This is a genomic window from Verrucosispora sp. WMMD573 (genome assembly GCF_027497175.1).
GTDB lineage: Bacteria > Actinomycetota > Actinomycetes > Mycobacteriales > Micromonosporaceae > Micromonospora.
Map to the genome: position 1 here is coordinate 5317712 of NZ_CP114901.1, position 14482 is coordinate 5332193.

A 14482-nucleotide genomic window follows, 5' to 3' on the forward strand; every position below is an offset into this window, starting at 1 on the left:
GTCAGCGCGGGAGGCGTTCGGCGGTGGTGCGGATGACGTGGGCCGCGTGTCGCGCGTCCGCTCCGCTGACCCCGCCGTGGAAGACCGCCCGCACCCAGCCGGTTTCGAGTTCGAGCAGGCGGACTCCCCCGTCGGCGCAGTGCCGCAGCAACGAGGTTTGACTCGCGATGCCGGCGGCGCGGAAGAAGACGATGTTGGTGCGGGGTGCCCCGTCGCGCAGTTCCAGCGCGTCCGATTCCATGAGCAGCTTGGCGAAGGTGGCGGCATGCTCGTGATCGCGCCGCAGCCGCTGCTCGACATCGTCGAGGGCGATGAGCCCGGCCGCCGCGAGCAGACCAGCCTGGCGCATGCCCCCGCCGAGCATCTTTCGGATCCGCTGGGCCCGGTCGATCACCTCCGCGCCACCCACCAGCAGCGAGCCGACCGGCGCGCCCAGTCCCTTCGACAGGCAGAACTGCACCGAATCGGCGAGGCTGGTGATCTCGCCTACCGGTACACCGAGCGCGACCGCGGCGTTGAAGACCCGCGCACCGTCCATGTGTAGCCGGAGACCGTGTTCCTCGGTGAGATCCCGCAGGTGCTTGAGGTATGCCAGGTCCAGTGGCACGCCCCCGGCCATGTTGTGGGTGTTCTCCACGCAGAGCAGCGCGGGCAGCGCGAACTGTGGGTCCTTCCGGTCGACGGTCAGCTCCTCCGTCAACCGACGCGGGTCGAGCGTCCCGTCCGGCAGGTTCGGCACCGGGCGTAGCACTGTGGCGCCGAGCACCGACGGCCCGCCGGCCTCGAACAGGTACAGGTCGCTGCGGTCCCCGACGATCACCGCTCGCCCACGGTCCGCCTGAGCCATGACCGAGCAGAGGTTGGCCATGGTGCCACTCGGTGTGAACAACGCCGCCTGATGCCCGGTCAGCGCGGCCGCCCGCCGCTCCAACGCCCGCACGGTCGGGTCCTCACCGTAGACGTCGTCACCGACGGCGGCCTCGGCGATGGCGTGCCGCATGGTCTCGTCGGGCACCGTGAAGGTGTCACTGCGCAACTCGATCATTTGCCGGCCATTCCTTTCTCCGCCTGGTCCGCGAGCCGTACGGTCAGTCGCCCCAGCGCCGTCTCGGCCTGCCGGGCGGCCTCCGGACCGGTGTCGGCAGCGGTGATGACCGAGCCGATCCGGTCGGTGAACGCCCCGGTCACCGTGACGCGGTCCCCGACCGCCACGCTGATGTTCACGGCGCGGACCGCCGCGGTCCGTGCCGCCGGCTCGACCCCGTCGACCTCGGCTATCTCCCCGTCGCCGGGCGCGATGAGGAATCGGATCGCGGCGTGCACGTTGCGCAGCGGACGTAGTTTGGGCAGGTCACCGCTTGCCCGCGCGATGACGCAGTCCACCAGGTCGATGCCGAGGGCCGCGCGCACCAGCTCGGGGATCAGGCCGCCGGCGAGGCGTGGGTTCACCTCGATGATCGTTGGGCCGGCGTGGCTCAGCCGTAGCTCGGTGTGCGTCGCACCCCAGGTCAGGCCGAGCGCCTGCAACGCGGTTCGCGCGCACTCGGTGAGCGCGGCTGCCGCCGTCGGCTCCAGCTCCGCGGGAAAGTCGTGCCCGGTCTCGACGAAGTGGGGCGGCGGGCCGAGATGCTTGGCGGTCAGGCCCACCAGCTCACCGTCGAAGAACTCCGCGGAGAACTCGGGCCCGCTGACGAAGCGCTCGACGAGGACTCTCGGCTCAACCGGCAGACCCCGCTCGTTGACCCTGGTGGCGAGCAACCGGGTCGCGTGCCCGACGACCTCCCGGCTGGTACGGCAGAGCCGCACCCCCACCGAGCCCGAGCCCCGCACCGGTTTCACCACCACCGGACAGCCGAGTTCGGCCGCGGCCGACGTCGCCTCGGCCGGCGTACGGATCACGCGGAAGTCAGGCACGGGTACACCCGCCGCCAGCAGCGTCTCCCGTTGCAGTCCCTTGTCGCGGGCCCGCTCGACGGCGACGGGATCCGGGCCGGCGAGACCCAACCGCAGTGCCGCCCGGGCGGCAACCGGGACGAAGTACTCGGAGCTGGAGGTGACGCCCGCGACCGACCCCAGCTGCTGGCAGGCCCGCGCGACCGCCTCGGCGTCACCCGTGTCGAGGACGAGCGACTCGATTCCGTCCTGGTCGAGGTACGGGTACCGGGACGGATCGCGGGCGAGCATGACCGGACGTAGTCCGCGGTGCCGAGCTGCGCGGCAGTAGAGCCGACCGGTCCCCGTGGTGTTGCTCTCCACGAACACCATCACCCCCGAGGTGTCCACCGATCCTCCTTCTGCTGGTTGGCCGTGGTCGTGCCGTACCGCAGCTCACGGACGGCGCTGTCCAGTTCGGCACGGGCGTCGCCCAGCCGGGCCGACTCCCGCTGACTCCGGTCGCGCAGCACCCGCAACCTGCCGTACACGTCGTCGTACCCGCGCTGCCAGTCACCGGGCCCGCCGCCGGCGTCGGTGAGGCTCACCGCGACCGCCGGATCGGCGACCTTGGCAGCCGCCGGGAATCGCTGCGCCATCCAGTCGACGCCGGTCGGCTCGCCATCGGCCTCGGCCAGTTGCTCCCGGATGGCCGCACCGACGGTGTGGTGCGCGACCCGGAAGGGCATGCCGTCCTGGACCAGTCGGTTGGCCACCGCCGTGGCCGTGGTGATCCCCTCCACCGCCCGCTGTCGCATCCGGCCGGGACGTGGTCGGGCGCCGCTGACGAGAACCTGACCGAGCTGTACGACGTCGGTGGCGGCTCGCAGACCCGGCCAGGCGAGTCCGACCGCCTCGGTGCCGACCTCGATGGAGTTGGTGAAAGGTGCGCCCTTCATCGCGGTGACCGCACCCACCCAGGACGAACTCACCCTCCCGACGGCGGCCGTGACGTGTTCGAGCAAGAAGGCGTTGCGTTTCTGCGGCATCGCCGAGCTGCCCCCGACGAGACGGTCGGGAAACTGGATGAAGCCGAACTCCTCGGTGCTCCACAGTTGCAGGTCGGTGCCGAGCCTGCTCAGCACGACGGCGACGCCGGTGGCGTCCGCCAGTAGCCGCAGCGTGACGTCCCGGCTGGCGATGGCGTCCAGGGCGTGCACCGGTGGTTCCTCGAATCCCAGCAGCGCGGCGACCCGGGCCGGATCGATCGGCAGGTCGCTTCCGGCGACCGCACCAGCGCCCATGGGGCAGCGCCGTAGTCCTCTGGCCGAGTCCCAGGCCGACTCGATCTCCCGGGTCAGCCCGGCCGCGACGCCCGTGAGGTAGTAGCCGTAGGTGATCGGCATCGCCGCCTGATAGTGGGTGTGCACCGGCATCACGACGTCGCGGTACTCGCGTCCCCGGCTCAGCAGCACCGCGACGAGCCTCGTCGTCTCCTGTAGGAAGGCCAGCAGCCACTCCCGCAACCGGGTCAGGGTGATCGTGGCCTTCATGTCGTTGCGGGAGCGTCCGGTGTGCAGTACGCCGCCGACGTCCTCGCCGAGTTCCGCGGTGAGGTACTGCTCGTAGGCCAGGTACAGCCCGCGCGGCAGGCGGGCGGTGGCGAGGGCGGCGAACCGGCTGTCGCGAAGCTGCTCGATCAGCGTCACCAGCGCGACCGCCGCCTCGGGCGCGATCAGCCCCCGCTCCCTGAGCATGATCACGTGTGCCAGGTCCACCAGGGTGGTGCGGTCGAGTTCCTCGGCGATCTCGGCCGGCGTCGGCTCACCGTAGATCTGCCGCTGCGTCCGTAGGCCGATGGGCGCCTTGATCCGGCCCGTGTCGCTCATCGCGCCGCCACGCTGGCGGTGCCGCGATGGTCGAGGACCTCCTGCAGGCTCCGTCGTGCCCAGTTGAACCAGGACCACTCCGCATGCTCGGCAAGGGGGTGGCTGGTCTCCACCGGCCGATCCTCGGTCGGGTCGGCCAGGTGCCCCTGCTTGGCCAGCCACCTGTCGTCGTAGACGGTGGACTGGTAGCGGTAGCCCTGGTCGGGCAGCATGACCACGGTCACCGCGTCGGGGTTCGTCATCGCCGCCCACTCGGCCACGAGAAAGGCGGCGCCGCTGGTCGGTCCCTGGAAGACGGCGTGCTCGCGGTGCAGTTTCCGGGTGGCCCGGTAGGCCTGACCGGCGCTGCACCAGTGCACCTGATCGAACGCGCTGTGGTCGAGGTTGGGCGGGATCAGACTGTTGCCGAGGCCGCGCAGGGCTCGCGCCCCGTCGGGCTGGCCGAACAGCACACTGCGATGTGTGTCGACGCCCGTCAGCCGCAGGTCGGGATTGACAGACCGGAGGAAGGAGGCCGTACCGCACATGGATCCGCCCGACCCGACCGGTCCGATCAGCAGGTCGACCCGGGGTAGCGCCTCGCTGAGCAGCTCGGCCACCAGGGAGTAGGAGCGGGGATTGTCCGGGTTCGCGTACTGCTCGGGGCAGAACGAGTCGTCGTGTTCGGCCCGGATCTCCGCGAGCCGTTCCAGCCGCGCTCCCTGGTAGCCACCGCTCGCGGCCATGTGCCGGACGATCTCCACGGTTGCGCCGAGGTCGGTCAGCCGCCGGTACAGTTCGTCGTCGATCACCGGGTCGCTGACCAGGATCAAGCGTCGGCGCAGCAGCGCGGTCTGCATGGCCAGGGCCAGTCCGAAGGTGCCCGAGGTCGTCTCCACGATGAGGGTGTCGGGACCGATGTCGCCGCGCGCGACGGCCTGCCGCAGGATGTAGCGTGCCGGGATCATCTTCATCAGCGTGAACACGACGCCGAAGAGGTTGGGTCCCAGTCGGACGATCTGCGGTCGTTCGACCCCTGCGGTGATCTCCTCGAACACTGAGGATCTCATCCCCGTCCTCCCGTCTTGGCCGGCTGCGAGCAGAACACCTCGGTGTGGGTGATGCCGGCATGTCTCATGGCGCGGATACAGCGGCCGATGTCGTCCGAGACGGACGCGCGCTGCGGATCGAAGATCAGGCCGGCGACGGAGCCGCTGTGCGCGACCTGCACCCCCGCGGCGGCGTGCGCCTCACCGATTGCGATCAACGTTTCGAGTTCAGGTTTGGGTAGGAAGCGCTGGTTCATCCGGGCGCTCGCCGTCGCCACGGCACCGATCAGCGCCACGTCGGCGGTGGCGATGCCGTGCCGCAGCGTCGAGAGCATGACCTGTAGTCGGATCAGCTCGTCCGGGTCGTACTCGGCGGGCGCGAGCGCCAAGGTGTCGATGCTGAGATCGGGACCGGCCACACAGCCGACGACGATCACCGGCGGCAGCGGGGTGGTGAAGTCCTCCAACACCACCCCTTCGCGCTGCGCGAAGAGCACGGCCCGGTCCTCGATCATGATGGAGTCGGAGGCCCGCTCGGCGAGTACGCTCAGTCGGGCGGTCTCCGCCGGTTGCAGGGACAGCCGGTACCAGTCGGCCACGGCACGGATGCTGGCGACGACATCGCTTGTGGACGCGCCCAGGCCCAGACCGCTCATGACCGCCGTGTGGTTCACCAGGTGACCGTGCACGGCGGGGCTTCCGGAGCGCCGAGCGCAGTAGTCGACGGCGAGCTCGGCGGCCCGCCGGGCCTTGTCCTTGCTGCCCGGCTCGACCGTGATCTGCACCGGACCGGACCCGGCCCTGCCCCGGAATATCGCCACCGTTTTCAGGTCGACCACCGGCATGGTGACCAGACCACGACGAGGCTCACCATATTTGTCGTGGAAAACACCCTGAAGCAACTCGCCATGGTGTCCCATGGCGGTACCAACGCCGACTCTACCCCACCAGGAAGATGTCGAATCCGTCGCCAAAACGTTCTGCGTAAAAGACCTCGGTTGATGTGTACGCAGCATTTCGCGGATGTCCAACAATTCTCCCCGGACTAGGGACATACTGCGACCGCCGGAGGCTCTCACGACATCGCAACGGCTCAGTTGCAAACAGTAGCCGCGACCACCAAGCATGTCAATGCGAGTTATAGAGTTCACGGATGCGCAGGTAGGATGGAGTTGAGCAAGTTTTTGATCAACGCTCTGTGACATTCGACGAGGCATTCATCGATCGCGTTGTCATGGATGTGCAAAATTAATACCCCAGCCACCTTTCAGCATCATGACATGATTAGCAGGCCGAGGCGGTGTGTGTAGTAGGATCACCCGACATCGTGTGCGATGACGGCATTGTCAATTTTGGCCATGCAGCCGGTGAACGCGGTCCGTCCAATATGCGAGCAGGTCGTCGTCATGGCTGATGGCGAGGATTCCGGCACCTTCCCGATCCCGGTACGCGTTGAGCGCGTGGACGAGAGCGGCGGTGGTGGAGGCGTCGAGCATGGCGGTCATCTCGTCGCAGATCAGATACCTGGGCCGCAACGCGAGCGCACGAGCGAGACAGGCCCGCTGGAGCTGGCCGTCACTCACCGCGTGCGCACGGCGGCCGAGCAGGTCCTCGGTGAGTCCGACGGCCCCGGCCAGCTCGGGCAGTCGCCGGGCCGTCTCCGCGCGCCGACCGTTGGCGCGCAGCGGTTCCGCGATGACCTGGCGCAGCGTCAGGCGGGGGTCGACGGAGATCCGTGGCTGCTGGAACAGCACACCGATGCGGGTCCTCAGCGCGCGTGACACGGCGTACCGGTGCCCGCGCACCGAATGGCCGTCGATGCGCACCACGCCGGCCATGGGCCGGTGCAACAGGGCGAGCACCCGGGCCAGGGTGGACTTGCCACAGCCACTGGGGCCCTGCAAGCCCAGCACCTCGCCAGGTTCGAGGTCGAGGTCGACCCCTTGGACGACGGGCCGGCCCGGCGTCCAGCCGGCGGTGATCCCGCGAGCGCTCAGCATGGCCGGTGACAGGCGACCAGATGCCCGCCGTCGGCCGTCGCCGGAGGCGCCTGCGCACACTCGGCGCCGGCGCGCTGGCAGCGCGACTCGAATGCGCAGCCGCCCGGTAGCGAGTCGAGCTGCGGCGGCAGGCCGGGGATCGGATGGAAACCGTTGCGCGGCAGGGCGGCCAGCAGACCGGCAGTGTACGGATGCCGAGGCCGGTGCAACACCGCCTCCACCGGCCCGGTCTCGACGATGCGGCTGGCGTACATGACCGCGACGTCGTCGGCGATTCGAGCGGCGGCGTCCAGGTCGTGAGTGATCAACAGGACCGCATGCCCAAGGTCGACGAGCTGCCGCAGCTCGTCCAGTGTCCTCCTGGCCAGGGATGCGTCCAGGCCGGTGGTGGGTTCGTCCGCAAGCAGGACCTCAGGATCGCCGGCCAGGGCGAGGGCGGTGACGGCACGTTGCGCCATGCCGCCGGAAAGCTCGTGCGGGTAGTGCGCCAGTGCGGTCGCGGGCAGACCGACCCGCGCACCGGCCTCGACGGCGGCCTGGTCCGCCGCCCGTCGCCGCTGCCGGGGCATCGTCCGTCCGGTCTTCGGGCGCAGCGTGCCCAGGGTCTCGGTGAGGTGACGACGCACCGTGTGCACGGGGGTCAGGTGCGCGGCCGGTGACTGGGGCACGAGACCGATGCGCCGGCCGCGGATCCGCCGGGACAGCACCGGTTCCGGGGCGGTGAGCAGGTCCACCTGGCTGACGCCGTCGGTGAGCACAGCGGTGCCGGCCACCTCCGCGTTGCCGGGCAGCAGACCGAGCAGGGAACCGACCAGCACGGACTTGCCGCAGCCGCTCTCGCCGACCAGAGCGAGGCACCGCCCGGCCCGCAGTTGGAAGGACGCGCCGGTCACCGCCCGCACGGCGGTCCCGCGCGGCAGCCGAAAGCGCACCGACAGATCTCGCACGTCGACCAGGACCGTCACCGGATCAGCTCCGAACTCCGATACGGGTCGGTGCGCTCGCGGACGTAGCCGGCGAGCCCCGCGATGGCCAGCGCGGCAGACACCAGCAGCAGCCCGGGGAAGAAGGAGTTCCACCATCCGCCGGTGAGCAGGGACTGCTGGCCGTCGTTGAGCATGTTGCCGAGACTGGCCAGGTGGGCCGGCAGTCCGAGGCCGAGGAACGACAACGCGGTCTCGTGCCAGACCGCGTGCGGCACGACGAGGGTCGCGGCGAGGGCGGCGTGCCCGGCGACATTGGGCAGCAGGTGCCGCCGGATGACGTACCAGCGGGAGGCACCGCCGAGAACTGCGGCGTCGATGAACGGTCGTTCCCGCAGGGACAGGATCTCCGATCGGACGATGCGGGCGGTGCCGAGCCAGTGGGTGAGCCCGATCGACGCGATCACCGGCACCAGGCCGGGTTGGAACATCGCCACGATGAAGATGCCCAGCAGCAGATGCGGTACGGAGGCGACGGCGTCGACGCCGCGCATGAGGACGCGATCGACCCAGCCGCCGAAGGCGCCGGCCACCGCGCCGACCGCGACGCCGATGACGGTGGCCACCGCAGCGGCGACCAGCCCGACGATGAAGGAGACGCGCAGCCCGTACACGCAGCGCAGCAGGACGTCCCGACCGACCTCGTCGGTGCCGAACGGGTGGGCGGGCGACGGTGGCAGCAGGGCCTGCCGCAGGTCGACGCTCTGCTGGTCGAGGTCCACGACGGGCGGGACGATCAACACCGCGAGGGTCAGGGCGGCGAGCACCGTCACCGAGACGGCCAGCCGGAGGCGGGCCCGGCGCCGGTACGCCTGGCCGGGCCGGGCGGATCCGGCCCGGCGGCGGGCGGCGGGCCGCCAGCGCGGTGCGAGAGCCTGCTCAGCCATCGGCGCGCACCCGGGGGTCGACGATCGAGTAACCGATGTCGGCCAGCAGGTTCCCCACGATCACCGCGGCAGTCCCCAGCAGGGTGAGCGCCGCCAGCAGCGCGAAGTCGACGGTGGTCGCGGCGGTGACGGTGGCTGCGGCGACGCCGGGCCAGGAGAAGACCGCCTCGACGAGCACCGCGCCGGTGATCAGTTCGGGTATCCGCGCGCCGACCAGGGTGATCAGCGGGAGCAGGCCGGTGCGCAACGCGTGGCGCAGCACCACCGTGCGCTCCCCCAGGCCACGGGCGCGCGCACCGAGGACGTAGTCCTGGGTCAGTCCGTGCGCCACCGACTCGCGGATGAACAGCAGGAACCACGGTGCCTGTGCCACACCCAGCACGGCGGCGGGCAGGATCAGATGTTCGACGACCTGGGCGGCGGAGATGTCGGCGCCGGGGTCGGTCAGCCCCGCCGCCGGCAGCCAGTGCAGTCGCACGGCGAACAGCGACAGGACGCCCAGCGCCAGCCAGAACACCGGCGTCGCCTCCAGGGTGTAGGCCACCGAGGAGACCGCCCGGTCGAACCACCCGCCCCGGTGCCACGCCGCCGCCGTGCCGGCGAGCAGTGCCAGCGCCAGCGCCACTGCCAGGCCCGTGCCGGCCAGTAGCGCGGACCAGCCGAGTCGGTCACCGATGAGGGTGGCGACCGGCAGCCCGAACGTGCGGGAGTCGCCGAGATCGCCGGTGAGCAGGTGTTTCAGCCACCGACCGTACTGCACCAGAGCGGGGTCGTCCGCGCCCCAGTCCCGCCGGATCTGCTCCACCTGCTCGGGGGAGGCACGCAGAATCCGCACACCGAAGTACGAGGCGACGGGGTCGAACGGCGACGCCTTGCCGAGGACGAAGATGGTGGCGCTGACGGCGACCAGCACCGGGACGGCGAGCAGCAGCCGGCGCAGGATCAGGCGACCCAGCGCACCGGCCAGCGACCGGCGCGGCGGTGCGCTCGTCGGCTCGGCGACCGTCACCGGCCCGCCGCCGCAGCCGGAGTCCACTCCTCCAGGTTCCACCACGGCCCGTGGATCAGACCGTGGTCGTGCGGTTCGACCTGGTCGCGCAGGCCCGTCCAGCCCTCACGCAACACGTACGTGTGGTTCAGGAAGACCAGGAACGCCCATCCCGGATCGTCGGCGTAGGCGCGCTGGAAGTCGTGGTAGGCCGCGACCCGTACGGCGGAGTCACCGGCACGCCGGCCACGGTCCAGCGCGGCGTCGACCTCGGCATTGCGGTACCGGGTCATGTTGACGTAGCCGCCGACGTCGGCGTACTTCGAATGCAGCAGTGGATAGGCGGCACTGTCCGGGTCGTACGGGTCGCCGCCACCCCACAACCCGGCGGTGCTGGTGCGTCGTCGCAGCATCTGCTCGAAGGTGGCGCTCTCCGCCCGGGCCTCGATGCCGATCTCGGAGATGTCGCTGGCCGCCGCCACCGCCAGTTCCTTGCGCAACACGTCGTCGCCGGGATACAGGACCGGCAGTTCGGCACGTACGCCGTTTCTGACCCGTACGCCGTCCGGGCCCGGCCGCCAGCCGGCCTCGTCGAGCAGCCGGCCCGCCTGCGCCCGGTCGAAAGCGAACGCCGCGCTCGGCACGTACCACCGGGCCAGCGCCGGGGCGACCGGGCTGCTCGCCGGTACGCCCTGGCCAGCGAGGATGGTGTCCACCATGGCCTGCCGGTCGAGGGCCAGGTTGATGGCGCGACGGGTCTGTCCCGTCGCGGTGATCGGCAGGTCGGCGGGCAGCCCGAGGCCACGGTAGTCAGCGCTGCGGCTGGAGATCACCCGATAGCCGGTTTTGCCTTCGTAGGTTCGGGCAAGCTTCGGCGGCAGCGCGGCGGCGTCGAACTCCCCGGCGGCCATCCGCTGGGCGCGTACGTTGTCGTCGGCGGCGAAGACGATAGTCACGTCGGTGACCTTCGGGGCGCCCCGGTAGTAGTCGGGGTTGGCCGTCAGCACCATCCGCTCGCCGGCCCGCCAGTCCACCAACCGATAGGGACCGGTGCCGACCGGCTTCCGGTTGAACGGCGCCGTGCGGATGTCCTGCCCGGCCAGCGCCTGGCTGGGCACGATGCCCAGGGTCAGCCGCTGCGCCCACGGCTGGTACGGGTACCTGAGCCGGAACTCGACCGTGTCCGTGTCGACGGCGCGTACCGATTCCAGCGCCTCGTAGTCCGCGGCGATCGGCGACTGCGACGCGGGTGCCACCACCGCCTCGTAGGTGAAGACTACATCCTGCGCGGTGACCGGTTGGCCGTCGGAGAAGGTGATGCCCTGCCGCAGATCCGCCGTCCAGGTCAGGCCGTCGGTGGAGACCCGGGGCAGTTCCGCCGCCAGCGCCGGTCGCAGGGTCAGGTCGGCGTTCCGGTCCACCAGACCGTCGAACAACTTGCTCGCCCCGTTGGGTGCGTAGCCGAGTACCGGGTTGAGGTTGTCCGGTTCCGACGCCGCACCGATCACGATGCTGGTGCCGCCCGGCGCACGACCGTCCCCGGGCGGGCCACCGCAACCGCTGACGAGCGCCACGGTCAGGGCAACGGGCAAGCCGACGGCGGCGCGGATCCACGAGATGGCCACAGATGCAAGCTAAGTGCATCTGCACATCTTTGGCAATAGTGCTCAGCCCCGCGTCGCCGCGACACGGCGGGCCGGCGCGATGCCCCGGGCCACCCCGGTCGCGGTCAGCCGGCGCGCGACGACGAGCCCGAGCGCGGTGAACGCCACCTGACTGGCGAACATGAGCGCGAAGAAGACCACCTGGACCAGCACCGACATGGTGGAGATGTTGAACGCCGCGTACGCGGACAGGGCGTACAGCGCGGTGAAGATGACCGCGGTGAGCTGGAACAACCACGGCCGCCAGATCCGGTATCGCGTCACCAGGAACCCCAGTTCCAGGGCGACGCCGACCATCAGGCAGGTGACGATCGCGCTGGGGCCGGCCGGGGTGGGCGTGCTGATGACCCCCGCGATGAACATCGTCAGCACGGCCGCGCCGGGTCGACGCAGCACCGCCAGCGCGACCACGGGTCCGATGAGCCACAGCCCGACCATCGGGGCGTACGCCAGCGGCACGGTCGCGGAGACGCTGAAGGCCGCGAAGTTGGCCGGAATCAGCAGCACTCCGGTAGCGGCGCCGATCGCGGCGCAGGCCATCAGGAAACGGGTCGTGAACGTCAAGGGGTACCTCCGGTCAGGTGGTGAGCGAGCAGCGGAACCAGCGGAGCGCAGGCCAGCAGCAGCGTGAGAAGCGCTCCGTCGCGCAGGCGGAACGGGATGTGGCGGCGCTCGGTCCGGCTCGGATAGGCACCGAAGCCGCGCGACTCCATGGACAGTGACACACGGTCGGCGTGCCGGATTCCTCCCGCCAGGAGCGGGATGGCGTACCCGGCGTAGCGCCGGACGCCGGCGACCGGCCCTCGCCCGCCGGACAGCCCGCGAACCCGGTGCGCGTTGCGGATCGTGTCGAGTTCCTGCGCGAAGCGCGGGACGAAGCGCAGCGCCGCCAAACCGGCATAGCCGATCCGGTAGGGCACGCGAAGTTGCGCGATCATCGACCGGACCAGGTCGGCTCCATGGGTGGTCAGCCCCGAGAGCAGGGCCAGCAGCACCACCGCGCCGACCCGCAGGCCGGTGGCGAAGCCGGTTTCCAACGCCCCGGACCAGAGGGTCAACGGGCCGAGCCGCAGCAGGGCGTGGGTATGGTCGACTCGGGACGGGTCCGTCCAGATCCCGAACGACACGGTCATCACCGCCACCAGTGTGGCGACGCCGATCAGCAAGCCACCCAACGTCCGTGCGGCGAGCCGGCTCCCGCCCAGCAACAGGGCCAGCGTGAGGGCCGCGAACAGGGCTGGGGTGAGCAGATCCCGCGAGCCGATCGCCACGACCATGGCCGGTATCGGCCCAAGCGCCTTCACCAGTGGGTTGTAGGTCCGCAGATCCCACACCGAGCCGTTCAGGTCCGGCTCGGTCAACACCACGACCGAATTACGTACCGCGCGGACCGTCACGCCGCCACCCCCGCCGCGCCGGTCGGCAGGTCGGCCAGCCGGGTGACCGCGCGCCACGACTCATGACACACCAGGGCACCGGTGGCGCGGGCCAGCGGAGGCGGACGAAGACCTGCCCGGGTCAGCAACCCGGCGTCGGCGAACAGCTCAGCCGGCGGCGCGTCGGCGAGCACCCGCCCGTCGACGAGTGCCACGACGCGGCTCGCGTGCTCGGCGACCAGGTGCATGTCGTGGGTCACCATGACCACGGTGGTGCCGGTACGGTGCAGGTCGGTGAGGAGTTCGAGCAGTTCCGCGGCCCGCTGCCGGTCCTGACCGAAGGTGGGTTCGTCGAGCACCAGCACCCGCGGACGGCAGATGATCGCGGTCGCGACCGAGAGTCGTCGCTTCTGGCCGCCGGAGAGCAGGAACGGGTGCCGGTCGCGGAGTTCCAGGAGGCCGAACCGGCTCAGTACGTCGTCGACCCGGCTCGCCATCTCGTCCTCGGCCACCCGACGGATCCGCAGCCCGTGGGCCAGTTCGTCGTCGACCCGAGCGGTGACGAACTGATGCTCCGGATTCTGGAAGACGAATCCGACCAGCCCGGCCAGGGTCCGGCCGTCGACCCGGGCCGGATCGACGCCGGCCACCCGAACGGTGCCGCGGGGCGGCCGGGTCACGCCCGCGATGGCCTGGGCCAGGGTGGTCTTGCCGGCACCGTTCGGACCCACCACGGCGACCAGTTCGCCTGCGGAAATGGCGAGGTCGATCTCGTGCAGCACGGCAGCCCGTCCACGCCTGACCGTCAGGCGGGACACCTCGACTGCCACCTCATCCCGACTTGCGGGCGCGACCGGGTCGGCCACAGCCGACGGCGGTGCCGGCAGGACCGGGTAGGCGTCGAGTGCGGCGCCCAACTCGGTCGGGGTCAGCGGCAGCGGTTCCAGCTCGATGCCGGCTCGGCGCAGCCGGAGCGCCGCCAGTGTCGCCTGTGGCAGCCAGACCCCGAGCCGGATCAGCCGGTCGGCGTGCTCGGTGAGCACCTGCCGAACCGGTCCGTCCAGAATCAGCCGACCCTTGTCGTCGAGCACGACCACCCGGTCGACCAGTTCGACGGCGGTGTCCAGGTTGTGCTCGACCAGCAGGACGGCGCGTTCGCCGGTCGCGACGATCCGCCGCAGCAGAGCGTGCACCTCCTCGACGCCGACCGGGTCGAGATTGGCGGTGGGCTCGTCCAGGACCAGCAACGGCGCCCGCAGCGCCAGCGCGCAGGCAATGGCCAGCCGTTGCCGGCCACCACCGGACAGCTGACTCGGATCGTCGTCGCGCCGCTCCCACAGCCCGACCGCCCGCAACGCCTCCTCGGCCCGTACGAGCACCTCGTCGGCGGGCAGACGCAGGTTCTCCGGCCCGAAGCAGACCTCGTCGAGCACCGTCGCCATCACCACCTGGGCGTCCGGATCCTGGAAGACCATGGCGACGTCCGCGGCGAAAGTCGGCACCGGATGGTCGGCGACCGGCCGACCGGCGGCGCGCACGGCGCCCGCCACCCGGGCGGCCACCACGTTCGGAATCAGCCCGTTGCTGGTCAGGGTCAAGGTCGACTTGCCGCATCCCGAAGGACCCAGTAGCAGCACCGCCTCGCCCGGCCACACCCCGAACGAGACCGCACTCGGGCTGGGCAGCCCGTAGTGGACCACGTCGTCGCCGTGCTGCGGCAACTCGTGGCGTACGGAGACGCCCGCGAACGAGAGAAGAGGCTGATGCACGAGGTTAGGATAGGCGAACCTAACCT

General features: G+C 70.7%; 13 protein-coding genes. All 13 read right to left on the minus strand.

All coding sequences use genetic code 11. The annotated features are described in order from the left end of the window. Position 1 precedes the first annotated feature (1 nt). Entirely contained in the window at positions 2–1045 is a 1044-nt protein-coding gene (locus O7601_RS24155; protein ID WP_281563375.1) for a GntG family PLP-dependent aldolase, read from the minus strand. Further along, a complete protein-coding gene (locus O7601_RS24160; protein WP_281563376.1) occupies positions 1042–2283 on the minus strand; it encodes an ATP-grasp domain-containing protein in 1242 nt (413 codons plus the stop codon). Before O7601_RS24160 ends, O7601_RS24155 begins: the two co-directional genes overlap by 4 nt. Then, positions 2265–3761: an argininosuccinate lyase gene (locus tag O7601_RS24165; protein ID WP_281563377.1), complete on the minus strand. Its 1497-nt coding sequence runs from the start codon at positions 3759–3761 to the stop codon at positions 2265–2267. The genes O7601_RS24160 and O7601_RS24165 overlap by 19 nt, the downstream gene beginning before the upstream one ends. Further along, the gene (locus tag O7601_RS24170; RefSeq protein ID WP_281563378.1) at positions 3758–4810 is read right to left on the minus strand and encodes a cysteine synthase family protein; all 1053 of its coding nucleotides are present in this window, start codon (positions 4808–4810) and stop codon (positions 3758–3760) included. The genes O7601_RS24165 and O7601_RS24170 overlap by 4 nt, the downstream gene beginning before the upstream one ends. After that, positions 4807–5820, minus strand: coding sequence for a hypothetical protein (locus O7601_RS24175; RefSeq protein WP_281563379.1), 1014 nt, complete (start codon positions 5818–5820; stop codon positions 4807–4809). Before O7601_RS24175 ends, O7601_RS24170 begins: the two co-directional genes overlap by 4 nt. 315 nt (positions 5821–6135) lie before the next feature. Further along, complete coding sequence (locus O7601_RS24180) at positions 6136–6789, minus strand: ATP-binding cassette domain-containing protein (RefSeq protein ID WP_281563380.1); 654 nt, start codon at positions 6787–6789, stop codon at positions 6136–6138. Next, complete coding sequence (locus O7601_RS24185; RefSeq protein ID WP_281563381.1) at positions 6783–7754, minus strand: ABC transporter ATP-binding protein; 972 nt, start codon at positions 7752–7754, stop codon at positions 6783–6785. Before O7601_RS24185 ends, O7601_RS24180 begins: the two co-directional genes overlap by 7 nt. After that, the gene (locus tag O7601_RS24190; protein WP_281563382.1) at positions 7751–8659 is read right to left on the minus strand and encodes an ABC transporter permease; all 909 of its coding nucleotides are present in this window, start codon (positions 8657–8659) and stop codon (positions 7751–7753) included. Before O7601_RS24190 ends, O7601_RS24185 begins: the two co-directional genes overlap by 4 nt. Continuing rightward, the gene (locus O7601_RS24195; RefSeq protein WP_281563383.1) at positions 8652–9695 is read right to left on the minus strand and encodes an ABC transporter permease; all 1044 of its coding nucleotides are present in this window, start codon (positions 9693–9695) and stop codon (positions 8652–8654) included. The genes O7601_RS24190 and O7601_RS24195 overlap by 8 nt, the downstream gene beginning before the upstream one ends. Beyond that, positions 9665–11272, minus strand: a complete 1608-nt coding sequence (locus O7601_RS24200; RefSeq protein ID WP_281563384.1) for an ABC transporter substrate-binding protein — start codon at positions 11270–11272, stop codon at positions 9665–9667. Before O7601_RS24200 ends, O7601_RS24195 begins: the two co-directional genes overlap by 31 nt. Positions 11273–11314: 42 nt before the next feature. Continuing rightward, positions 11315–11875 (minus strand): ECF transporter S component, encoded by a 561-nt coding sequence (locus tag O7601_RS24205; protein ID WP_281563385.1) that lies wholly within the window; start codon positions 11873–11875, stop codon positions 11315–11317. Next, complete coding sequence (locus O7601_RS24210; protein WP_281563386.1) at positions 11872–12708, minus strand: energy-coupling factor transporter transmembrane component T; 837 nt, start codon at positions 12706–12708, stop codon at positions 11872–11874. Before O7601_RS24210 ends, O7601_RS24205 begins: the two co-directional genes overlap by 4 nt. Further along, complete coding sequence (locus O7601_RS24215) at positions 12705–14456, minus strand: ABC transporter ATP-binding protein (RefSeq protein ID WP_281563387.1); 1752 nt, start codon at positions 14454–14456, stop codon at positions 12705–12707. The genes O7601_RS24210 and O7601_RS24215 overlap by 4 nt, the downstream gene beginning before the upstream one ends. Positions 14457–14482 lie beyond the last annotated feature (26 nt).